The organism is Planococcus sp. 107-1 (assembly GCF_021513255.1).
Lineage (GTDB): Bacteria > Bacillota > Bacilli > Bacillales_A > Planococcaceae > Planococcus.
The window spans coordinates 2771810-2795736 of record NZ_CP090977.1 but is presented as its reverse complement, the minus strand read 5'-3'; the positions used below and the strand labels follow the sequence as shown (position 1 = coordinate 2795736).

The following is a 23927-nucleotide window of genomic DNA, read 5'->3' as shown; positions in this document are numbered from 1 at the left end:
AAGGCTTTTCGCATTTATCTGCGAAAAGCCTTTTTTAGTCTTTAAAAGAAATGATTTTTAATTTGCGAGCCGGATTTATTATAAAGTCGATTGCTTTCCAGCATTGACCCATTCTTCGACGTTCCAGACTTTGGTTGCAAGTCCTTCGTAGAATTCAGGTTCGTGGCTGACCAGTACGATCGTGCCTTTATAAGCTTGCATCGCACGTTTCAATTCGGCTTTGGCATCGATGTCCAAGTGATTCGTCGGCTCATCGAAAATCAGCCAATTGCTTTCTTCCATCATCAATTTGCATAGACGGACTTTGGCTTGTTCGCCACCGCTTAGTTGCGTCATCGATCTGGAAATGTGTTCGTTTTTCAAACCGGTGCGCGCAAGGGCTCCACGGACTTGGCCTTGATCCAAACTTGGATACGCTGCCCAGATTTCATCCAGCGGCGTATGCGTAGGCGCTTTGACTTCCTGCTCAAAATAGCTAGGCGTCAAATATTCTCCGCGCAGCACATTGCCGTCGAGCGGTTTGATCTTGCCAAGCATCGTTTTTAGCAGCGTCGATTTACCGACGCCGTTCATGCCGACAAGCGCGATTTTTTCTCCGCGTTCGATCATGAAGGTAAGCGGCGGAAGAAGCGGCTTGTCGTAGCCGATCGTCAAAGCTTCGGCTTCTACGACATAACGGCTCGGGCTCCGTGTTTCTTTAAACGAAAATTGCGGTTTTGCTGCAATTTCAGGTTTTTCAATCCGGTCCATCCGGTCCAATTGCTTTTGACGGGATTTAGCACGGCCGGTAGTTGACGCACGGGCTTTGTTTTTCGCGATAAAAGTTTCGGTTTTCTTGATCATGTCTGCTTGTCTTTCATACGCATCCAGATGCTGCTTTTTCGCTAGTTCCGCAAGCTCAATGAATTTTTCATACGTAGCGGTATAAGCGGGACAGGCGCGAGAATTCCAAATGGAAAATGACGCCCGTGACACTGCTCATAAACTCGGTATCATGCGAAATCAACAAGAACGCATGCGGAGTAATTCTTCAAGTAATTGACGAGCCACTGAATATGCTCTTCATCCAAATAGTTGGTCGGCTCATCGAGCAATAGGACTTTCGGTTTTTCAAGCAATAGTTTCGCAAGCAGCAATTTCGTGCGCTGGCCGCCGGAAAGAGCTTCAACCGGACGTTCAAGGCCGATGGCATCCAGGCCAAGCCGCGTGCAATCTCCTCGATTTTCACATCAAGCGTATAGAAATCGCCAGCGTCCAAGGCATCTTGGACCTCCGCCATTTCTTCTAGTAATTCTTCCAAGCGATCGGGATCTGCTTCGCCCATTTGCATGGCGATATTGTTCAATTCCGCTTCTTTTTCATAAAGAGGCAAGAACGCGTCCTGCAAAGTTTCACGGATGGTGCGTCCAGGCGTCAATTGTGTGTGCTGATCCAAATAACCGTAATGCGTTTTCGGCTGCCATTCAACGCGGCCGGAATCGTACATGATCTTTCCTGTTAAAATATTCATCAAAGTCGATTTGCCGACGCCGTTTGCGCCGACAAGGCCAACATGTTCGCCTTCCACTAAACGGAACGACACATCATTGAAAAGCGTGCGGTCACCGAAAGTGTGGCTTAAATTCTCTACTGTTAATAAACTCATTTATTGTATTCCTCCATTATTTAAGAAAAGTATAAGCGCCATAGAAAAGCGGAAGCAGCCGTTTAGATTCGAAGGGCGTAAGACGATTTGGCGAAGCGGTGTATTTCCAACCGCACAGCCGAAGTGGCTTATGTCCCGAGAATCTGGCTGCTGCAGCTAGACAGCAAGTTCAGCCCCGACAAGCGCTGGAAGCTCAATCGAAAATGGCGTATTTTGCCATTGGCGATTGGGCTGAAGCGACCTCGAGGGGCTAGGCGCTGGAACTGGACAAAAGAAAAAGATAAAGGCCATGAAAAATCAAACAGACTGGAGCGAAACGCCAAAAAAAAATTCGCGGGCTAGAGTTCCGCGAGTTTTTTGTTTAATTCCGCAAGTCGCTGTTCCATTTTTTCCAATCGTTCTTCTGCTTGCTCGACCATCCGAGCATGGCCAGTGGTCTCTAATTTTTCAATATCCCCTTGGTGGCGGACATAATCGCTTTTCAAATCAGCAATCTCAAACTCGATTTCTTGTTTGTTCATACGATTCACCCTTAGATTTTTTTCTATTATAGCATAAATTCCATATTATTAAATCCCTGGTGGCTCGGTTCTCGCTTTTCAATCTGAGGGAAAACCCTCTATAATGGTCAAATAGTTGGCTTAAAAATAGAATCAGCCCTAAATTACAGACATGGAGGTACCTATCATCGATTCTTTATTATTCGATCTCATGCTGATTCTTTTCCTTGGCGTTCTGTCGCAGTGGATTGCGTGGCGATTGCAGCTTCCGGCGATTGTGATGATGTCCATTGCCGGCTTGATCGTAGGGCCGTTTTTCGGCATCATTTCGCCAGCGGAAAGTTTCGGTGATTTATTCAACCCGATCATTTCATTGGCTGTGGCCATTATTTTATTTGAGGGGAGCCTGAATTTAAACTTCAAAGAAATAAAAACGTTTAGCAAACCGGTCCTGCGGATCGTCACGCTCGGAGCGTTTATCGCCTGGATTGCGGGATCGCTGGCAGCTCATTACTTGGCAGGCTTGTCGATCGCGGTTTCTTTTGTAATCGGCGGCTTGTTCATCGTAACGGGACCCACTGTGATTTTGCCCATGCTGCGCCAGGCAAAATTAAAAGCGCGGCCAGCTGCAATCCTGAAATGGGAAGGCATCGTCGTCGATCCGTTTGGGGCGTTGCTTGCTTTGTTCGCTTTCCAATTTGTACTGTTTGCGATGGGCGAAGAATCGGCTGCGGCATTTGGTTTGTTCTTCTTGGCGGCGCTCTTCGCTGTCTTGCTCGGTTTACTCGCGGGATGGGGAATGGGGCGCATGTTCGAGAAAGGGCAAGTGCCAGAATTCTTGAAATCGCCGATGGTCTTTGCCGTGGTGCTGCTGGTGTTTGCCGTATCAGATATGGTGATGCACGAAACGGGATTGCTTGCTGTTACGGCAATGGGGATCATGATGGCGAATATGAACATTACGTCGATCAATGAAATGCGCCATTTTAAAGAAAATATCTCTGTTTTATTGATTTCAAGCATATTTGTCATGTTGACCGCCTCATTAAGTCTGGAAGTGCTTCTCAAGATTTTGAATTGGCAAATCATCGCCTTTGTGCTGGCCATGCTATTTGTGGTTCGTCCGTTATCGATTTGGCTTTCGACAATCGGCACCGACCTGACCAACCAGGAAAAAACTTTGATCGGCTGGATTGCGCCGCGCGGAATCGTCGCATTGACGGTATCCGGATATTTTGCCAGCACTTTGCTTGAAGCGGGATTCGAAGACGCAGAACTTTTGACGGCGTTGACTTTTGCCTTGGTGTTTTCAACGGTAGTGGCGCATGGGTTCAGCATCAGCTGGCTAGGAAAGAAACTGGGCCTTGCCTCGTCTGATGAACCGGGGATTTTAATTGTCGGCAGCAGCCGCTTTAATATCAGGCTCGCGGAAATTCTGCGCACGCTCAATAAAAACGTTTTGATAATGGATCCGGCGTGGGGCAGTTTGCAGCTTGCTCGCCAATTGGGCATTCCGAATTTTGTGGGGGAAATTTTATCCGAGCATACGGAATATGAACTCGACTTGACGCCTTATGAAACAATGATTGTCGCGACGGATACCGATTCCTATAACTCGTTGGTGGTGAATAATTTCGTGCCGGAGTTAGGGCGCGTGAATTTATACCAGACGGCGATCCACATCGGCAATCCTGCTGATTTACATTCATCGCTCAGTGGCCGTACTTTATTCGGCTCCGAGTGGAATATCCATGCACTCGAAGCGAAAATAGATGAAGGCTACGCGATGCGTAAAACACAATTGACGGAGCAATATACCTACACGGATTTCCAGAAGAAGTCGGTCGAAGGGACAATTCCTCTCTTTATCGAACGGGCGCAAGGGAAAATTGAATTCTTTACGGATGAAAACAAGATGGAAGCGAAAATCGGCGACACGATTGTCAGCTTTTCACCGCCTGCGCACCAGGAAAATCGGATTCAAGGAAAGCTGGAAACCAATCGCTTAAAAAGCGAAACTCAGTCTAAAGAATGAAATTCGGATTTCGTAAGATTTATCGATGCGTATAACGAAACGGTCTTTGCTATGATGAAGATAACAAAGCTGCTCGGCAGATATGCATTCAAGGAGGATTTTCTTATGAAGATTTTATTAGTGGACGGCACCATTATCGGGAGAAAAACAGGAGCCATTTTAGAACAGGTGAAAACATATATCCAAGATTTCAATCCGGAAATGGAATTGGTGATTTTGAACCTGGCCGAATATGAGCACCAGTTCGTCGATGGCCGGCCGCTCGGCGAATACAATAAAGACATGCAGGAAATCGTTCATCGCTTCGAAAATGCGGACGGCTACATCATTGCGACGCCGATTTTCCAAGGCTCGATTCCCGGTGTTCTGAAAAACACATTCGATATGCTGCATCCGCGGACGATGCGCTACAAGCCGGTTTCGATCGTCGCAAACGGTGGAACGTATCAGCATCACTTGGTTATTGAAAATCAGCTGAAGCCGATTCTTGATTATTTCCGCTGCCTCGTTACGCCGAACTACGTCTACACGCATACGAGCCATTTTGATGAAACCAATACCATCATCAATGAAGACGTTCACGACCGCTTGCGTGAGCTGGCCCGTGTTTTCGTGGAATATGCCGAAATGAGCAAGAACCTTTCGAAAGAAACGATCGATAATCCGTAATGAGCAGAAAAAACCTCCCGTGGGAGGTTTTTTGTTTTGATAAAATTTTAGATTTTATTTACAGTAATAAAACAGCTTACTGTCCAAATCGAAGTAACACTGTCCGAATTGGGCAAAATACTGTCCATATAATTTAAATACTGTCGAAACTGGAAGAAATACTATCCATTCACAGAAAAGCTTCCGGAATTATATAATTCCGGTCCTTAAATGAACCCGTGTAGGGCATTTTCGCATGAACCAACATTTTAGAAGCAACGGAACGAGAAGAAATTCCAGTAAACTCCCGGAATTCCGAACTGGTAATTGTTGCTTTGACCAGTGCACGATATTGTGATAAAGCATCCAAATGAGCCAAGGAATCTACATGAACACATTTACTGCATCGCCATTTTCCACGGTGGTAAGTTAAGCATAAGCCCGGACACACAGGGCAAAGCACTCCCTTCATGAAACACGCCGGCAAGGCCGGCAACTCGAGAGGCTGCAGTGAATGGAGGCCAGCCAATTTCAAAGCGAGTTGCTTTGTTTTCCTTCCAGTCAAAATGTCTTCAGGATATTTTAAAAACAATTGTTCCATTAAATAAAGCAATCCGGAAGAGTGGATCATAATCCGCTTGCCGGCTTTCGATTGGATAACCGAAGAAGGATAAGTGAATACAATTGCTCCGATTACAGGAAGCTCGAATTGCTGATCAGCCAAAAACCGTTGCATCCATTTTTCGTGGCGCCGCAGCTGGTCATCCGGATTTCGCATGCCGTCGATGCTGCCGTCTTTATTGGTCCGGGAAAATTGGCGTGTTTGCAAATCGAAATTGAGCAGCCCAGAAATGCTCTTGATCTCTAAAATCAGTATGAACCGGCTTGTCACCAAAATGGTATCCAGTTGATGGGAAGAATTCGGCTTTTGAATAAATAAATCATGGATAAAAAAGTGGGGGAAAGGCAACTCAATTTCGTGCCAGAGGGAATCGATTCGCTGCTCGCCGTGGAAACCGGCAGTGATTCGTCGGAGCTGTTCAGTCCAATGGGGGAATTGGCTGTAGGTAAATGGAGTTCTTTTCAGTAAACTTTGCAGCTGAAAAATGTCAGGCGGTTCTTTTCGATGTTTTAAAATCAAACCATCATCTCCTTTATTTTATTAATCTGAATATAGACTACGGACGGTAGAAGAGCAAGCGGCTCTAAGAATTTATTTCCAGTATAAGGATTTACTTTCTTTGCAGCCTAAAATACTTTCCGTACCACACCCAACCCCCCCAAAAGCCGGCAAATCCGGAAGGTGTTATAATTAATCCATATAGAAATGAGGGTGACTATAAATGAAATCAGTAGTACTAGCAGAAAAGCCATCCGTGGCGCGCGATATTGCACGCGTTCTTGGATGTTCACAAAAAGGCAACGGTTATTTGGAAGGCAAGCAATACATTGTGACGTGGGCGCTTGGCCATTTGGTGACACAGGCGCAGCCGGAGCAATACGACAACGACTTTAAGGAATGGAAGATGGAGAACTTGCCGATCATTCCGAATCCGTTTAAACTCGTGCCGATCAAGCAATCGATGAAACAATACAATGCTGTAAAAGCACAGCTGTCGAGAGGCGACGTCAACGAAGTCATCATCGCGACCGATGCCGGGCGTGAAGGGGAGCTTGTCGCGCGCTGGATTTTAGAGAAAACGAAAACGCGCAAGCCGATCAAGCGTTTATGGATTTCATCCGTGACGGACAAAGCGATCAAAGACGGCTTCAACAATCTGAAAGACGGCAAAGCTTACGAAAACTTATATCAAGCGGCAGTTGCCCGTTCAGAAGCGGACTGGGTCGTCGGCATTAATGCGACGCGCGCGTTGACCGTGAAATACAATGCACAATTATCGACTGGCCGCGTGCAGACACCGACGCTTGCGATGATTGCAGAACGCGAGAAGCAGATCCGCAATTTCCAGCCGAAGCCGTATTACGGCATGCAGGCGATTACGGACAATGCCGCCTTCACTTGGACGGACGGCAACTCGACGCAGTCATTCGATAAAGAAAAAATCGATAAGCTGTTCAGCAAACTTCAAAACACACATGAAGGAACAGTTACTGATGTAAAAGTCACGCCGAAGAAACAGCCGGCTCCGCCTTTATTCGACTTGACCGAACTTCAAAAAGAAGCCTACAAGCGCTATAGCTGGTCGGCGAAAGAGACGCTGAACACGCTGCAAGGCTTGTACGAGCGCTACAAAATCGTCACCTATCCGCGGACGGATTCGAAGCATTTGACGTCCGATATGAAGGGGACGTTGAAAGACCGCATCAAAGCGGTGCAAGTCGGACCGTACCGGGCGCTTGCCGCGACTATCCTGAAAACGCCGGTGGCTCCGCAAAAAGGCGTGATCGATGACAGTAAAGTCAGCGATCACCATGCGATTATCCCGACGGAGGAAACACCGCAGCTCCACAACTTGTCCGACAAAGAGCATAAACTATACGACATGATCGTCAAGCGCTTCCTGGCTGTCTTCTATCCGGCGTACGAATATGACCAGACGACTGTGAAAATCACAGCAGGCGGCGAAACGTTCCAGACGAAAGGCAATACAATCCGCAACGAAGGATGGAAGCGCATCTATAAAGACGACGAAGAAGACGGCGATTCCACGTTGCCCCCATTTGAAAAAGGCCAGAAGCTGTCGATTAAAGGCATCGCTTTAACCGATGGCAAAACGAAGCCGCCTGCATTCTTCAATGAAGGAACTTTGCTTGGTGCGATGGAAAATCCGTCCCAGTTCATGGCCGGCGAGTCGAAGGAATTGATCCAGACACTCGGTGAAACAGGAGGACTCGGGACTGTGGCGACGCGTGCGGATATTATCGACAAATTGTTCAATACGTTCCTGATCGAGAAAAAAGACAAGGATTTGACCATCACATCAAAAGGCCGGCAATTGCTGGAGCTTGTTCCGGAAGATCTCAAGTCGCCGAAACTCACAGCAGATTGGGAGCAGCAGCTCAATAAAATCGCCAAAGGGCAATTAAAAAAAGAGCAGTTCATGAAAGAGATGATTGCATTCGCCGAGAAATCCGTGTCGGACATCAAGAAGAGCGATAAGAAATTCAAGCATGATAACGTCACTGGCAAGATGTGCCCGGACTGCGGCAAACCGCTTCTTGAAGTCAATGGCAAACGCGGCAAAATGAATGTCTGCCAAGACCGCGAATGCGGCTACAAGAAACAAGTGGCGATGCTGACCAATGCCCGCTGCCCGAATTGCCATAAGAAATTAGAAATGCAAGGTGAGGGCGATGGCAAGATTTTCGTCTGCAAATGCGGACATCGCGAGAAATTGTCGGCATTTGAAAAACGCCGCAATAACAATCAGTCGAAAGCGAATAAGAAAGACGTCAATAAATTCTTAAAACAACAAGAAGAGCCGCCGGCAAACACTGCGATGGCTGAAGCTCTGAAAAAATTATTAAATCAAAACGATTAGAAATCGATTGAATTTGATGATATGCTGTTGAAAATGAACAGTGAAAGGCAGAGATGGTGCGAGTGGCGAAGAAAATTGCGAAAACCAATGCAGCCCGAATATTAGATAAAGAAAGCATTTCCTATGACATTCTTCAATACGAACCTGGCGACGGGTTGAATGACGGCGTATCCGTTGCAGCTAAGATTGGCCAAGATGCGGAACTCGTCCATAAAACCTTGGTGACGGTCGGAAGTTCCAAGCAGCATTACGTATTTGTCATTCCGGTTGCGGAAGAGCTGGATTTAAAAGCGGCGGCTAAAGCAGCAGGCGAGAAAAGGATTGAAATGATAGCGGTCAAAGAACTCCAAGGTTTGACCGGCTACATCCGTGGCGGCTGCTCGCCGCTCGGCATGAAAAAACTATTTCCTACGTTTATTTCAGCATCTGCTGAGCAGATGGCTGAAATCATTGTATCGGCTGGAAAAGTCGGAGTGCAGCTAAAGCTCCAGCCCAACGATTTAGCGAAAGCGACAAACGCCAAATTTGCCGCAATCACTATGGCGGCAAATTGAAAAATCCGTCCATTCACTTGAGTGGATGGATTTTTCATAATACATAGCAGAAAGAAGGATGAAAATGAGGCGTTCGCTGTTTTACCGCTGGCTATTTTTTATTGTCGGCTTGATCATCATGTCTTTCGGTTTCACGCTGGTCCTAAAAGCAGACAAATTAGGCATCAGCCCCTGGGATGTGCTGCATGTTGGGCTGCATCTTAACTTCGGTTTGACCATTGGCAGTTGGGTAGTCATCATGGGACTCGCCATCATTTTGTTCACGATGCTCTTCACGAAAAAATTGCCGCAAATCGGCGCTTTTTTGAATATGCTGCTGGTCGGTGCTTTTATCGATATCTTCAACTTCCTGATTCCGGATATCACGACGTGGACGGGGCAAGTGCTGATCTTGATTGCAGGAATCATCATATCCGGCTACGGCGTCGGGATTTACGTAGCCCCGAAAATCGGTGCCGGCCCGCGTGATGGACTCATGCTCGTCATCAACGAGAAAACCGGCATCAGCATCAGCTGGGCAAAGACCATTATCGAAGTGTTTGCAGCAGTAGCTGGCTGGCTGCTTGGCGGTCCGGTGGGAATCGGGACGATTGCGGTTGCCCTTTTAACCGGCAAAATCGTTCAGGCGGCATTGCCTTTATTTGAAAAAATGCTTAAGAAAATCATTGGAAGAAAAAGCGACGTTCCACCCGTTTTGAAGATTTAGCGCCCGGTTCAGAGAGTTGAATCCGGGCTCTTTTTATGGTATAAATAAAACCTAGTAAGTCTATTGGTTTTATAGAAAAAGCCATCTAAAGGAGAATTGAAAATGGGACGAGAGTTCGTAGAAATTTTTGATGAATGGGTTCACACTTATGATGATTCGGTAAATGGAAAAGATAAAGAATACGAAGATGTCTTCGTTAAATATAATGAGATTTTGCAAGCAGTCGCAGACCGGGCGATCGAGCCGGTAATTGAGTTCGGAGTAGGTACGGGAAACTTGACGCAAAAGATGGTGGACCGCGGACTTGAAGTGGTGGGCATTGAGCCGAATCAGGCGATGCGCGAAGCGAAAGCCGAAAAGTTTCCGGCATTGAAAATCATCGACGGCGACTTTTTGGAGTTCGAGCAGCCGGTTAACGTGAAAAGTTTCACGAGTACGTATGCTTTTCATCACTTGACCGATGCCGAGAAAGCGCAGGCATTTAAACTTTATGCCGAAAAGCTTCCGGCAGGCGGAAAAGTGGTATTTGCGGATACCGTCTTTAAATCCGAAGAAGCAAAACAGCAAATGATTGAATTTGAAGAGTCGCGTGGTTATGCTAATCTAGTAGAAGATTTAAACCGAGAATATTACACGACCTTGCCAGTGATGAAAGAATTGATCGAAGCAGCAGGATTCGAAGTCGAGTTTACGCAGCTCAATAATTACGTGTTTCTGATTGACGCGACAAAACAGTAAGATTGAAAAGAAATTTTTATACTAAGGGAGACGATTCACTTGAAAAAAATGAATGTTGAAAGCTTTAACTTAGACCATACAAAAGTAGTGGCGCCTTATGTACGCTTAGCTGGAGAAAAAACAGGATCAAATGGCGATACGATCAAGAAATACGATATCCGCTTTAAACAGCCGAACAAAGAGCATATGGATATGCCGGGCCTTCACTCGCTAGAACATATGATGGCGGAACATAGCCGCAACCATTCAGACCAAATCATCGACATCGGGCCAATGGGCTGCCAGACCGGCTTTTATCTGTCTGTCATCAACCACGATGATTACGAAGACATTCTCCGCATTTTGGAAAACACATTGACGGATGTGATTGCAGCTGACGAAGTGCCTGCGTGCAACGAAGTCCAATGCGGATGGGCTGCAAGCCATAGCTTAGAAGGTGCAAAAGAATTAGCGCGTGAAATGCTGGTTAAAAAAGACGAATGGCGCCAAGTGTTCGCCGAAGAAACTGTTTAAGGGGAATGGGCATGAACATTGCAACGAGTATTCAGCAATTGATCGGAAATACACCGGTACTGGAATTGACGAATATTGAAATTCCGAATGGCTGCCGGATTTTTGCCAAACTTGAATTCTTTAACCCGGGCGGCAGCGTAAAAGACCGCCTCGGCGTTTCATTAATTGAAGATGCAGAGCGGCGCGGTGTTCTAAAGCCAGGCGGAACGATGATCGAACCGACTGCCGGCAACACCGGGATCGGCCTTGCTTTGGCTGCAATCGGCAAAGGCTATCAAGTGAAATTTGTGGTTCCTGAGAAATTCAGCCAGGAAAAGCAGGCCTTGATGCGCGCACTTGGAGCTGAAGTGATCAATACACCAACCGAACTTGGGATGAAAGGCGCAATCGCAAAAGCGAATGAATTAGCCAAAGAGCTGGATGCATTTTCCCCATCCCAATTTTCAAATCCAGCGAATCCGGAAACTTATGTCCGGACACTCGGCCCCGAATTATGGGAAGCGCTGGACGGCAAAATCGACGTGTTTGTAGCAGGTGCAGGATCCGGTGGAACATTTGCCGGGACGTCGCGGTTTTTGAAGTTGAAACGGGAAACCATCAAGACGGTGATTGTGGAACCGGAAGGATCGATCATCAATGGCGGGGAATCCGGCCCTCATTTAACGGAAGGCATCGGCATGGAGTTTTTGCCTGCCTATATGGACCACTCCCATTTTGAGGCCATCCACACCATCTTGGATAAAGAAGCATTTGCTGCTGTTGGCGAATTGGCGAGAAAAGAAGGTTTATTAGTAGGAAGCTCTTCAGGTGCCGCATTTGTTGCTGCGATGAGAGAAGCCGAGACAGCTAAACCAGGAAGCCATATCGTCACGATTTTTGCAGATTCAAGCGAACGTTATATGAGCCAGAATATATATGGTAGAACATTTGAGGAGGATCATTCATGAAACCGAAAACAAGATTAATCCATGGCGGAATTTTTGGAGACGAAGCGACAGGCGCCGTATCCACACCGATTTACCAAGTAAGCACATACAAGCAGGAAGCCGTTGGGAAATTCAAAGGCTATGAATACTCACGTACAGGAAACCCGACGCGCCATGCACTCGAAGAATTGATTGCAGACGTGGAATACGGACATGCCGGATTTGCATTCGGTTCCGGAATGGCTGCCATTTCTTCTGTCATGATGCTATTTTCAGCAGGCGACCACATCATCTTAACGGATGATGTGTACGGCGGAACTTACCGTGTGGTCAATAAAGTCTTGAACCGTTTCGGTCTTGAGTTCACTTTCGTAGATACAGGCGATTTGGAAGCGATCGAAGCCGCTGTAAAAGCGAATACGAAAGCGATTTTCATCGAAACACCGACGAATCCTTTGTTGAAAGTAACGGATATTGAAGCGGTTTCGGCTTATGCAAAATCGAAGAACTTATTGACGATTGTCGACAATACATTTATGACGCCTTATTTACAGAACCCGTTGAAATTGGGCGCAGATATTGTCTTGCATAGTGCGACAAAATACATCGGCGGACACAGTGACGTCGTAGCTGGGCTTGTCGTGGTCAGTTCAGAGCAATTAGCAACCGACATGCATTTTGTCCAGAATTCTGTTGGCGCCATCTTAGGGCCGCAAGATTCTTGGCTATTGATGCGGAGTTGAAGACGCTAGGCATCCGTATGGAAGAAGCGGTAGCAAATGCACAGAAAATCGCTGAATTCCTGGATCAGCATGAAGCAGTCAATGCCGTCATCTATCCTGGATTGCCGAATCACACGGGACACGAATTGATGAAAAAACAGGCAACCGGTTTCGGTGCGATGATTTCATTTGATGTCGGCAGCCGTGAAAAAGCGGGCGAATTGTTGGCGAAATTGCGTTACTTCACCTTAGCGGAAAGCTTAGGTGCCGTTGAGAGCTTGATTTCAGTGCCTGCGCAAATGACGCATGCTTCGATTCCTGTTGAACGCCGCGGCGAACTTGGGATCCTAGAAGGCTTAGTGCGGATTTCCGTCGGGATTGAAGATGTGGAAGACTTAATCGAAGACCTTGAGAACGCATTAAAATAAATCATGATAAAAAACTGCCATTTGGCGGTTTTTTTGTTTGTGTAAGGATAAAACTTACTAAAAAATAAGTTTTTTAATAATTTTCCAAATTTTTATTAGCAATTAATACCTCAAATTTCGAAATCCGAAATAAACCATTTACCTCATTCGTCTGAATAGTCTGCATGTTATTATTTTATTCAGCTATAAAATTCTGACAACTTGAGAGGGGCAAAAATAACATGGTTAAAAGCAAGTGGGTTTCCATTCTTTCAGCAAGTGCTCTAGCATTGTCGTTAATGGTGCCGGCAGCAGCTGCACCGGCGGAAGCGGCAACAACATCAACGACAAAAGCGGAATGGAACAGTGAGCGATACGGGGACCGTGTCGACATCGACCAAACCTTAAATGATATGGCGCAAGATGAAGCGTTCATGAAGCAAGCCGATAAAAAAATCAAAGCACAGGCCAACGATGTGGCGGCTTCCGGCGCTGAAGCAGCAGCTGATGGTCCATTTACATACGACGGAGGAACTAAATTATTCCTAGACCGCAACTTGTCGTTTAAAGAATTCACTTTGCGCAGCGTAGGCGATAATGTGGAAATCTGGGTAGCGAATGATTTGGCTTACGGCCCGGATAACCCAAAACCCGCTGATGTCGTAACGCAGGCGCAAGTAGATAAATTGAAAGCAGAATTCGACAGCAATATCTACCCGAAAGCGACTGGATTCTTCGGAATGCCGGATCAGCTCGATGGTTCAAATGCGACGGTTCCAGGAATGGTCGGATTGCCTGAAGATTATTACGAAGGATCGGACAAAGTCATCATGCTTGTTGACAATGTACAGGATGAAGGCTGGAACAACCCGTCGTATCCATTCTTTGTAGCCGGCTTCTTCTGGCAGACGCTCGAAAACTATACAGACCGCAACATCATCACAATCGATACGAATTCATGGGAAACACGCCTGGAGTCGACGTTCTTCGGGACGACAATCCACGAATTGCAGCATTTGATCCATGCAGACAATGACGGCGCTGAGGAAACGTGGTTGAACGAAGGAATGTCCACTTTCTCTGAATACCTTGGCGGCTACGGACACAGTGAAGGATCCATCAATTTCTATCTGGATCATCCAGAAAACTCACTCGTAAGCTGGGATGAACACGGAACAGCTGAAACCGGTCCGGAAACAATTGCGGACTACGGACAAGTTTATTTATTCACTCTTTATATGTACGATAAATTTGGCCAGGAATTCATCCGTGAATTGGCAGTCGACGGCGAAAAACAAGGCATGGCGAGCGTAGACCAAGTGTTGAAAGACTACGGCACGAACAAAACATTCCTTGAAGTCTACCAAGATTTCATGACGGCATTGACACTTGATAGCTCAAAAGTCGACAGCGACTATGATATTGACAGCATCGACCTTCGCGAGTTGCCGGTTGGCACGGACGGGAAAGTGCGCGGCAAAACAATCGATTTTGAAAGTGCAAAAACGTATGAAAAAGCGGGAGTTCCAGCATGGGGCGGCGATTTTAAAGAATTCAACTTTGGCAAAGACGTACGCGGTTTGAAATTTGACGGCGTCGACTTCTTGCCATTGCAATGGAGCACAGTCGCGGATCCTAAAGGATCCGGTAAACAAGTGTTGCATCCGAATAACGGAGACGAGGCGGACCAAGCGTTGATCTTCGGCGCAACGGTGCCAGCAGCAAACCCGACCTTAACATTCGATCACTACTACGATATTGAAGAACAATGGGATTTCGGCATGGTCCAAGTTTCAACAGACAACGGCGAAACATGGAAATCTCTTGAAAACGAAAACACACGCAGTGATGTAGTGGAAGAAGGCTACCCGACCATCAAAGAAAATGTTCCTGGATTTACAGGCACGAACGGTGATTGGGCAACAGAAAGCTTCGACTTGTCAGCTTATGCTGGCAAAGACGTACTGGTTTCATTCCGCAACTTGACGGACTGGGGTTCAAACAATCCAGGCTGGTACATCAAAGACGTGAAACTGGGCAACTTCTCGAATGACGGTTCTTCAACCGACGCATTCCAGTCACTTGGACAGTTGAAAGGCGACTACGTGAATTTCACAACGACGTTCATCCAAACGAAGAAAAATGGCAAAGAGCATGTATTCCATGTCAACCCATACAATGTAACGAACCAACAGGCATTGGATCTGAAGCAAGTGCTTCGTGAAGGCAATGTGAAAATGATCACGTCTTATGCAGCAGCTGAAGGCCAGAAAGAAGCGCAGGAGTTCAGTTATGAAGTGATGTATAAAGACCAAAAAGGGAAAGACAAAAAAGACAAAAAGAATAAAGGCAAAGGCAATAACAATGGAAAAGGGAAAGGCAATCAATAAGTGAGAAGCGGACCTCGGTCCGCTTTTTCTTTTGCCTGAATTTCTTTTCAGTTTGGAGAAGATTGCCCTTATGGTAAGATGGAAAGTGAAATCGTTTGCGAAAGGAAGAGGACATTGTCAAAAAAATTAGATGCATTTTTAGATCAAAACCTTGGCGAATTAAAAGAGCAAGGCTTATATAACGAAATCGATCCAGTTGAAGGACCGAACGGCGCAATCATCCAAGTCCGCGGCAAAGACTTGATCAACTTATCATCAAATAACTATTTGGGGCTTGCGACAAACGAAGACTTGAAGCAAGTGGCAAAAGACGCAATCGACAAGTACGGCGTCGGTGCTGGTGCGGTCCGCACAATCAACGGAACATTGGACCTCCACGTGAAATTGGAAGAAAAGCTTGCTGAGTTCAAAGGAACAGAAGCGGCGATTTCCTACCAATCCGGATTTAACTGCAATATGGCAGCGATTTCTGCGGTCATGGATAAGAACGATGCGATTCTTTCCGACCAGTTGAACCACGCGTCCATCATTGATGGCTGCCGTTTGTCAAAAGCGAAAATCATCGCATTCAAGCACTCGGATATGGAAGACCTTCGCGCGAAAGCGAAAGAAGCGACAGAATCCGGTTTGTACAATAAAGTCATGGTCATTACAGACGGTGTATTCTCGATGGATGGCGATATCGCGAAGCTTCCGGAAATTGTGGAAATCGCAAAAGAATTTGACTTGATTACATACGTCGATGACGCGCATGGCTCAGGCGTTACTGGAAAAGGGAAAGGGACTGTAAAGCATTTCGGCCTTGAAAAAGAGATCGATATGCAAATGGGTACTTTATCTAAAGCGGTCGGCGTTGTTGGCGGTTATGTGGCCGGCAAGAAAAACTTGATCGATTGGCTGAAAGTGCGTTCCCGCCCGTTCTTGTTCTCAACAGCCGTCACTCCTGGTGACGTGGCTGCCATCATTTCAGCATTGCAAATGATCATCGATTCGACAGAACTGCACGATAAACTTTGGGATAACGGCGATTACTTGAAAAAAGGCTTGAAAGAGCTAGGATTCAACATCGGAGATTCTGAAACACCGATTACACCTTGCATCATTGGCGACGAGAAGCTCACACAAGAGTTCTCAAAACGTTTATTTGAAGAAGGCGTCTATGCGAAATCCATCGTCTTCCCGACGGTTCCAAAAGGCACAGGACGTGTCCGCAACATGCCGACAGCGGCCCATACAAAAGAAATGCTCGACGAAGCGATCGAAGTGTATGCGCGCGTCGGAAAAGAACTTGGAGTTATTCAATAATACAGCGAAACACGCTCAGCTAGCAGCAGCTGAGCGTGTTTTATTTTCCAATCTAAGGATTTACTTAGTACTTTCCATCCCCATATTTTGCTCCTCAAAATAAATGGCCGCAAACACTTTTGCCGCAACAAGCATGGCACGCTCATCAAAATCGAAGTTCTCATGATGATGCGGGAAGCTTAAACGCTCATCGTGCATTTTCGCTCCAACGAAAAAGTAAGCACCCCGCCGTTGTTGGGTAAAATAAGCGAAATCTTCCACCGGCATGATTGGGTCCGCTTCCATCACTTGTTCTTCGCCAATCGCTTGGCGAGCTGCACTGCGGACCACTTCAGCCGCCTCCGGATGATTCCATAAGGAAATATAGCCGGCTTCAATCGTCACTTCCGCTTCTGCACCCATGGCCAGCGCTATGTTTTCAGCAATCGCTTTTACCCCGCTCCGTTGCCATCTTCCGCAGTTCCGGATCAAATACGCGGATTGTGCCTTCCAGTACCGCTTCGCTTGGAATGGCATTATCGGCATCGCCTGCATGAAATTTCCCGATAGACACCACCAATTCTTTCAGTGGATCGGCATTTCGGCTGACGATCGATTGCAGAGCGATCATGATATGGCTGGCTGCGAGAATCGGATCCACGCCAGTATGCGGTTCTGCACCATGGGTTCCGTATCCGCGAACGATGATTTTCACCGTGTCTTCAGAAGCTTGCAAAAAGCCATCACGCACAAAGACTTTGCCGCTTTCCATCTTGCTTTGCAGATGGGCACCGTAAACGGAATCGACTCCCTCCAAGCAGCCATCGGCGATCATCGCCTGAGCCCCGCCCGGCGCTACTTCTTCGCCGAATTGATGGATCAGCACAATCGTGCCCGGCAGTTGATCTTTGAATTCAGCCATCGCTTTGGCAAAGCCTAATAGCCCTGCTGTATGGCCGTCATGGCCGCAGGCGTGCATAACTCCAGGGACAGTCGATTTATAAGCAGCTTCTTTTTGGTCGGTGATCGGCAACGCATCGAAATCTGCCCGGAAAGCAACGGTTTTACCCGGCAAGCTGCCGCGGATATAGCCGACCACACCACGGCCGCCAACGCCGCGACGAACCTCTATGCCCATGCTTTCCAATTGTTGTGCAATAAACTCCGGTGTATGGACTTCTTGATGGGAAAGCTCAGGATGCATATGAAAATAGCGGCGGGTTTCCACCATTTCTGTATAAAGTGACTCGATTTTTTCATAGATTAACGGTTTCATCTTTTCGACTCTCCTTCAAAGCGGATAGATTCAGTATACAATAAAATCCTCAAAAGGAATAAAAAACGATAAAACAGAATAAAAATACAAAAAGAAAACCCGCGCCATAAATGGCTGCGGGTTTAGATGATATCTGTTTTTTGAATCAAATTCAGGAATTGCTGAGTACGGGCTTCTTTTGGATGTTCAAAAATATCCTCCGGTTTGCCGCGTTCGATAATATGTCCGCCGTCCATGAACAGGACTTCATCAGCCACGCCTTTTGCAAAACGCATTTCGTGGGTGACAACGACCATCGTCATTCCTTCTGACGCTAAATCTTTCATAACTTGCAGCACTTCACCTACAAGTTCAGGATCGAGTGCTGAAGTCGGTTCATCAAAGAGCATCACTTTTGGTTCAAGTGCGAGCGCACGGGCGATGCCGACGCGCTGCTGCTGTCCACCGGATAGTTGGAACGGGTATTCGTTCACTTTGTCGGCAAGGCCAACTTTTGCAAGCAATTGTTCCGCTTTCTTGCGCGCCGTTGCTTTATCTTGTCCCTGCACCGTAACCGGACCCTCCATGACATTTTCAAGCGCCGTCATATGAGGGAAGAGGTTGTAGTGCTGGAATACCATCGCGGATTGTTTCCGGAAAGCATTCACTTTTTTCTTCGGAACCGGTTTCGCAAAGTCGACCGATTGTTCATCGATGGAAATAGCGCCGGCTGAAGGTGTTTCTAAAATGTTCAAGCAGCGCAGGAAAGTCGTTTTCCCGGATCCGGAAGGGCCGATGACCACAACGGCCTGGCCCTTTTTCACTTCAAGGTCAATGCCTTTCAAAACTTCCAAGTCGCCGAACTTCTTATGCAAATTCTTTATTGTAATCATATTTCGCTCCTCACTGCAGCCAGTGCTTTATTATTCGCTTCGTAAGCATTCATCATCGTGAAACGTAACGGTCAAACCGGTTTTCCAATCGGCCCTGTCCGACAGATAGAAGGAAACAGACGACCCAATAGATAAGTGCGGCTTGGCCATACAATAATAGGAATTCGTAGTTGGTCGCAGCGATTTGCTGGGCAATGCGGAACATTTCAGTTACGAGAATGAGTGATGCGAGCGACGTGTCTTTCACTAGACTAATAAAAGTATTGGATAAAGGTGGAACGGAAACGCGGCCGCTTGCGGCAAAATAATGCGGCGAAGCGATTGTACATATGTCATACCGATAGTATCGGCAGCTTCCCATTGGCCTTTCGGAATCGAAAGGATGGAAGCGCGGATCACTTCAGATGCGTATGCCCCGACGTTCAATGAAAAACCGATGACCGCAGCCGGGAAAGGATCAATCGTCACACCGAGCGACGGCAAGCCATAGAATAAGATGAACAATTGAACAAGCAAAGGTGTGCCGCGGATGATGGATACATAGATCCGGGCAATCACTTGCAGGATTTTGATCGTAGAAATACGTGCCAACGCTGTCAAAACTGCTAATATCAAACCAATGATAAAAGAAATAATCGACAAAGGGACAGTAAACTGGATCAGCCCTTCCAAAAGGGGCAGCCAGGACGTCTGCGAGATGTCCATTAGCCGCTCCATCCGGACAGGGTCAGAGAAAATACTATTCAAGTACATTTTCGCCGAACCATCTTTCGGAAATTTCATCGTACGTGCCGTCTTCGATCATTTCAGCAAGGGCTTTATTTGCTTCTTCAACGATTGCGCCGCTGTCTTTACGGAACAATAGGGCACTTTGAGCTGCATCGTCTGCTTCATCGACAATTTCGATGTTTGCATCCGGACGCTGTTTCAAGAAATCAAGCACAGTCAAGTTATCGTTTACCGTCGCTTCAACGCGGCCAGAGTTCAATAGCTCGATCGCTTGGTTAAATCCTTCTACACCTTCGATTTCAGCTCCGTACGAACGGGCAGTTTCTGCGTAGTTGCTTGTCAAAGATTGTGCAGAAAGTTTGCCTTCCAAATCTTCAAAGCTTTTGATCTCCTCGTTGCCTTTAGCTACAACCAGTACCGCAGTAGAAGTGATATAAGGATCTGAGAATTCATAGCTTGCTTGGCGTTCTTCGTTGATGCCGACCTGGTTAGCTACCATATCAAAACGGCTTGCATCAAGCCCTGCGAAAATCGCATCCCATTGCGTTTCAAGGAATTCGACTTCAACGCCTAGGCGCTCCCCGACTTCACGTGCAATTTCAACATCAAATCCTGTCAGTTCACCAGTTTCGTCATGGAAAGTGAAAGGAGGGTATGTACCTTCAGTCCCTACGATCAATTTACCTTCTTCTTGGACTTCAGCCAGCAAATCTCCTTCCGAGCTGCTAGAACCGCCAGATCCTGCTGCATCGTCTGTCGTCGGATCTTCTTCAGATGATCCTCCGCCACATGCTGCCAATACGAGTGCGGCAATCAATAATAATAGTGCAAAACTAAATTTCTTCATAAAATAAATGCCTCCATTCTATATGTTTTATTAACGGCCTTTCCAAATTCTCCACAAAAGGCATCCCAGTCTGTTTCGCATAATATACCCCTCTTCGAGAAGAGGGAAACTAACGCCATAAAACACAGTGGAATACTTGGTTTAAAACTTAAAAAAAAGCGATTAATAAGTTTTGATCAGCCTTTTGAAAGGCTTAAACAACTTTCTCATTATAGCACCGGCTATTCCAGAGACACAAGTGAACTGTTTAGCCCATTTTCGGATAAATACAGCAAAATTCATTGTATTTTTAAAGAGAACAAATTATAATGGCAAGATAGAAAAGCTTATTTAAACAATGATCTTAACGATTTGAATGTTTTTATCCAGAGGACAAATGTTTTATTTGAGAGGAGCACATAAAATGAAACGAATAATGATCACCGGAGCTCTAGGGCAAATCGGTTCAGAATTGACCACCAAGCTGCGGACGATTTACGGAGCTGACAATGTTTTGGCGACAGATATCCGTGCAACCAATGATGAAAGAGGCCCTTTTAATGTATTGGATGTAACAGATGGACAAAAGATGCACGATTTGGCGAAAGACTTTGAGGCGGATACGATTATGCATATGGCCGCATTGCTGTCAGCGACTGCTGAAGAAAAGCCATTGCTTGCTTGGAACCTGAACATGGGCGGCTTAGTGAATGCGCTTGAAGCAGCACGTGAATTGGATATGCAATTCTTCACGCCGAGTTCGATCGGCGCATTCGGACCATCGACGCCGAAAAAGAATACACCGCAAGATACGCTGCAGCGCCCGACGACAATGTACGGGGTCAATAAAGTTTCCGGAGAACTCCTATGCGATTATTATTTCCAGAAGTTCGGGCTAGACACACGCGGAGTCCGTTTCCCGGGGTTGATTTCTTATGTAGCTCCTCCAGGCGGCGGTACGACCGACTATGCAGTGGACATCTATTATAAGGCGGTTGAGCAAAAGAGCTACGAATCTTTTATCGCCAAAGGGACTTATATGGATATGATGTATATGCCGGATGCACTTCAAGCAATCGTCGATTTGATGGAAGCGGACGCTTCGAAGCTTGAACACCGCAATGCCTTCAATGTCACGGCGATGAGTTTTGAGCCGGAACAGATTGCTGCATCGATCCAAAAGCACATTCCTGATTTTAAAATGAGCTACCGGGTAGACCCGGTTCGCCAAGCGATTGCAGATAGCTGGCCGGATAGCATTGATGCCTCAGCTGCGCAAAAAGAATGGGGCTTTAAAGCCCAGTATGATTTGGATGCAATGACTGTAGATATGCTGGAAAAGTTGAAAAAAAAATTAATGCACGCTTAATCGAATAAAAAGAATAGAAAAATGCCCTCCGCAGCTGCGAAGGGCATTTCGTTTTGTTTAAAACAATAAGTGGGCAATTCCTGCAACGATCGGCAATGCGATAATCGTGCGCAAAAGGAAAATAACGATCAAGTCAAGAATGTTGACAGGAATTTTCGATCCGAGCAGCAAGCCGCCGACTTCGGACATGTAGATCAATTGCGTCACGGACATTGTTGCGACAACAAAGCGGGTCATATCGGATTCAATGCCTTCAGCAAGAAGGGAAGGCAGGAACATATCTGCAAAACCGACGACCATCAGTTGAGCCGCTTCGGCTGCTTCAGGAATGCCGAGCAAGTTCAAGTAAGGGACGAAAGGCGTGCCAAGAACAGAGAAGACAGGTGTATACTCTGCTAAAATCAACGCTACAGTACCAAATGCCATAACGACCGGCGCTACACCAATCCACATATCCAAAACGTTTTTAAAGCCATCTTTGAAAAACTCTTTGATGGATTTGTTTTCAGAGGCTTTCGTCAACGCATTTTCAATGCCGTGAGAAGCGACGCTGTATCCTTCAGGAACTTCTTCCGATTGGGATTCCTGCGGATCGCCGTTCATGAAATTGGTCGACTTTTGGGCAAGCGGATAGATGCGCGGCATGATGAGCGCAAGAACGATGCCAGCCAAAATGACAGTGCCGTAATAAGGCAAGAAGTATTGGCTCAATCCGACTTGCTGGATGACAACGATAGCGAAAGTGATGGAAACAACAGAGAAAGTTGTCCCGATAATCGCTGCTTCGCGCTGTGTATATTTGTTCTGTACATATTGGTTATTGGTCAATAAGACACCGATGGTTCCATCACCGACCCAAGATGCCAACGCATCGATGGAAGAGCGGCCAGGAAGGCGGAATAATGGGCGCATGACTTTTACCATCATCGTTCCGAAGAATTCCAAAAGACCGAAATTCATGAGAAGCGGCAAGAACAAGCCCGCAAATAGGAAAATGGTAAACAAGAAAGAGAGTAGCCCATCTCCAGCGAGCAGCAATCCACCTGTATTTTCACTCCAAACGGCTTCCGGGCCGACTTGGAAGAGAACCATGACAGCGAACACCGCTCCAAGGATGCGTACAATCGTCCAAAATAAATTCACATTAAATAGCTTATCGAAAAACGACGCGGAATGGTGTTCATTCACTTTTTTCGCAATGGCCGCAATTGAACCGATTGCTGCAATGATCAAGATCCCCATCATAATCCAAGGGACTACGGATTCAATGGCACCAGCCATCAAGTTAGCCAAAACGGCTATGGTGACCATCCAGACAGTTTCGCCTTCATCTTTTGTTGGAATTGGCACTAAGAAGAGCAAAATTCCCAACAAGGAAGGAAGTAGGAATAAAATCCAAGTTGAAGCTGAAAACTTTTTCACAAATAAATCCCCTTTTCTCTGTGCATGAAAACACAACATTGATACTAATTATACAACATTCTCCCCGATGAAACCGCTGTATAATCAATGTTTATATTATCTGAAAACAGCACAGAAAAATACCCTTATTTTCAAAAAGAAAATAAGGGTATTTTTGGTTAGAACTTTTCTTCGAAATCCTGGTCCCAGCGGTAATTATAAAAACGTTCTTTCGTCAGCCAGTTTTCAGTTTCCTGATCGCCTTGTGCCAATTTGTTTTCCATTTCTTCAAGCATCCAAACCGTTTGCGAAATATGGGCCTTCATCGCACCCATCTTCTGGTCGCGGACAGCCGATACATCGTGAAGGACATCCGGAGCGCCGAGAACTTCCAACGTGTTGTTAGCAAAAGCTACACAATAGAGTTTCGGCCGGTCTTCCATCCGCCGGACAGCACGTACTACAGCGCGTGCCGTCGCTTCGTGGTCAGGATGCACGGAAAGGTTCGGATAAAACGTGATGATCAAGGAAGGATTAAGTTCGTTGATCAAGTCGGTCATCATGCCGACCATTTTCTCATCATCTTCAAATTCAACCGTCTTATCCCGCAGGCCCATCATTCGTAAATCGGTCAAGCCCATGGCATCAGCTGAAGCCTGCAATTCCTTCTTGCGGATTTCCGGCAGCGATTCGCGGGTAGCAAAAGGCGGATTGCCTAAATTTCGGCCCATTTCGCCGAGAGTCAAGCAAGCATATGTAACCGGGGTGCCTTGTTTGATATGCGTCGAGATGGTCCCGGATACGCCGAATGCTTCATCATCCGGATGGGGGAAAACCACCAATACATGACGTTCTTGTGGAATTGTCATTTTTTTATGCCTCC

The 23927-nt window shown here is 46.4% G+C and carries 20 protein-coding genes and 3 pseudogenes; 13 read left to right on the top strand and 10 right to left on the bottom strand.

The window, feature by feature from the left end:
* Window positions 1–78: 78 nt before the first annotated feature.
* Window positions 79–1645, bottom strand: a pseudogene (gene abc-f, locus L0M13_RS14445) (ribosomal protection-like ABC-F family protein).
* A gap of 87 nt (window positions 1646–1732) precedes the next feature.
* Here abc-f and L0M13_RS14440 point away from each other — a divergent pair.
* On the top strand, window positions 1733–1987 hold the full coding sequence (locus L0M13_RS14440) for a hypothetical protein (RefSeq protein WP_235197156.1): 255 nt from the start codon (window positions 1733–1735) through the stop codon (window positions 1985–1987).
* Here the strand turns inward: L0M13_RS14440 and L0M13_RS14435 are convergent.
* Complete coding sequence (locus L0M13_RS14435) at window positions 1984–2166, bottom strand: SE1832 family protein (RefSeq protein WP_052650608.1); 183 nt, start codon at window positions 2164–2166, stop codon at window positions 1984–1986. The genes L0M13_RS14440 and L0M13_RS14435 overlap by 4 nt on opposite strands.
* A 151-nt stretch (window positions 2167–2317) precedes the next feature.
* On the opposite strand from L0M13_RS14435, the gene L0M13_RS14430 reads away from it, so the two are divergent.
* Complete coding sequence (locus L0M13_RS14430; protein WP_235197155.1) at window positions 2318–4180, top strand: cation:proton antiporter; 1863 nt, start codon at window positions 2318–2320, stop codon at window positions 4178–4180.
* A gap of 105 nt (window positions 4181–4285) precedes the next feature.
* The gene (locus L0M13_RS14425) at window positions 4286–4849 is read left to right on the top strand and encodes an NADPH-dependent FMN reductase (RefSeq protein ID WP_052650609.1); all 564 of its coding nucleotides are present in this window, start codon (window positions 4286–4288) and stop codon (window positions 4847–4849) included.
* 169 nt (window positions 4850–5018) lie between these two features.
* On the opposite strand, the gene L0M13_RS14420 is transcribed toward L0M13_RS14425, so the two are convergent.
* Window positions 5019–5969, bottom strand: coding sequence for a nuclease-related domain-containing protein (locus L0M13_RS14420; protein WP_235197154.1), 951 nt, complete (start codon window positions 5967–5969; stop codon window positions 5019–5021).
* A gap of 202 nt (window positions 5970–6171) precedes the next feature.
* Between L0M13_RS14420 and L0M13_RS14415 the strand changes: the two genes are divergently transcribed.
* The 9 genes and pseudogenes from L0M13_RS14415 to L0M13_RS14375 all read left to right on the top strand — a co-directional run bounded on the left by L0M13_RS14415 (window position 6172) and on the right by L0M13_RS14375 (window position 16592).
* Complete coding sequence (locus L0M13_RS14415; protein ID WP_235197153.1) at window positions 6172–8331, top strand: DNA topoisomerase III; 2160 nt, start codon at window positions 6172–6174, stop codon at window positions 8329–8331.
* Window positions 8332–8393: 62 nt separating this feature from the next.
* Complete coding sequence (gene ybaK / locus L0M13_RS14410; protein WP_235197152.1) at window positions 8394–8885, top strand: Cys-tRNA(Pro) deacylase; 492 nt, start codon at window positions 8394–8396, stop codon at window positions 8883–8885.
* A gap of 58 nt (window positions 8886–8943) precedes the next feature.
* Window positions 8944–9591: a YczE/YyaS/YitT family protein gene (locus tag L0M13_RS14405; protein ID WP_235197151.1), complete on the top strand. Its 648-nt coding sequence runs from the start codon at window positions 8944–8946 to the stop codon at window positions 9589–9591.
* A gap of 102 nt (window positions 9592–9693) precedes the next feature.
* A complete protein-coding gene (locus L0M13_RS14400) occupies window positions 9694–10329 on the top strand; it encodes a class I SAM-dependent DNA methyltransferase (protein WP_235197150.1) in 636 nt (211 codons plus the stop codon).
* A 39-nt stretch (window positions 10330–10368) separates the two neighbouring features.
* The gene (locus L0M13_RS14395) at window positions 10369–10842 is read left to right on the top strand and encodes an S-ribosylhomocysteine lyase (protein WP_311195578.1); all 474 of its coding nucleotides are present in this window, start codon (window positions 10369–10371) and stop codon (window positions 10840–10842) included.
* Between the two features lie 11 nt (window positions 10843–10853).
* Entirely contained in the window at window positions 10854–11789 is a 936-nt protein-coding gene (locus L0M13_RS14390; RefSeq protein ID WP_235197149.1) for a PLP-dependent cysteine synthase family protein, read from the top strand.
* Window positions 11786–12918, top strand: a pseudogene (locus tag L0M13_RS14385) (bifunctional cystathionine gamma-lyase/homocysteine desulfhydrase). Before L0M13_RS14390 ends, L0M13_RS14385 begins: the two are co-directional and overlap by 4 nt.
* Window positions 12919–13139: 221 nt before the next feature.
* Complete coding sequence (locus L0M13_RS14380; protein ID WP_235197148.1) at window positions 13140–15287, top strand: M6 family metallopeptidase; 2148 nt, start codon at window positions 13140–13142, stop codon at window positions 15285–15287.
* Window positions 15288–15401: 114 nt separating this feature from the next.
* Window positions 15402–16592, top strand: coding sequence for a glycine C-acetyltransferase (locus tag L0M13_RS14375; protein ID WP_235197147.1), 1191 nt, complete (start codon window positions 15402–15404; stop codon window positions 16590–16592).
* A 60-nt stretch (window positions 16593–16652) separates the two neighbouring features.
* Here the strand turns inward: L0M13_RS14375 and L0M13_RS14370 are convergent, their stop codons facing one another.
* From L0M13_RS14370 to L0M13_RS14350, 5 genes and pseudogenes are all read right to left on the bottom strand, one after another.
* Entirely contained in the window at window positions 16653–16994 is a 342-nt protein-coding gene (locus tag L0M13_RS14370; RefSeq protein WP_235197146.1) for a M20/M25/M40 family metallo-hydrolase, read from the bottom strand.
* 16 nt (window positions 16995–17010) lie between these two features.
* Window positions 17011–17847 carry a M20 metallopeptidase family protein gene (locus tag L0M13_RS14365; RefSeq protein WP_235197145.1) on the bottom strand — a complete coding sequence of 279 codons (837 nt, stop codon included), beginning with the start codon at window positions 17845–17847 and terminating at the stop codon, window positions 17011–17013.
* A gap of 122 nt (window positions 17848–17969) precedes the next feature.
* Window positions 17970–18719, bottom strand: coding sequence for an amino acid ABC transporter ATP-binding protein (locus tag L0M13_RS14360; RefSeq protein ID WP_235197144.1), 750 nt, complete (start codon window positions 18717–18719; stop codon window positions 17970–17972).
* Between the two features lie 52 nt (window positions 18720–18771).
* Window positions 18772–19472, bottom strand: a pseudogene (locus L0M13_RS14355) (amino acid ABC transporter permease).
* A complete protein-coding gene (locus L0M13_RS14350) occupies window positions 19459–20295 on the bottom strand; it encodes an amino acid ABC transporter substrate-binding protein (RefSeq protein WP_235197143.1) in 837 nt (278 codons plus the stop codon). The pseudogene L0M13_RS14355 and the gene L0M13_RS14350 overlap by 14 nt, the downstream one beginning before the upstream one ends.
* A 403-nt stretch (window positions 20296–20698) precedes the next feature.
* On the opposite strand from L0M13_RS14350, the gene L0M13_RS14345 reads away from it, so the two are divergent.
* Window positions 20699–21643, top strand: coding sequence for an L-threonine 3-dehydrogenase (locus L0M13_RS14345; protein ID WP_235197142.1), 945 nt, complete (start codon window positions 20699–20701; stop codon window positions 21641–21643).
* Window positions 21644–21700: 57 nt separating this feature from the next.
* On the opposite strand, the gene L0M13_RS14340 is transcribed toward L0M13_RS14345, so the two are convergent.
* Complete coding sequence (locus L0M13_RS14340; protein WP_235197141.1) at window positions 21701–23065, bottom strand: YjiH family protein; 1365 nt, start codon at window positions 23063–23065, stop codon at window positions 21701–21703.
* Window positions 23066–23223: 158 nt separating this feature from the next.
* A complete protein-coding gene (gene bshB2, locus L0M13_RS14335; protein WP_235197140.1) occupies window positions 23224–23913 on the bottom strand; it encodes a bacillithiol biosynthesis deacetylase BshB2 in 690 nt (229 codons plus the stop codon).
* Window positions 23914–23927: the final 14 nt, after the last annotated feature.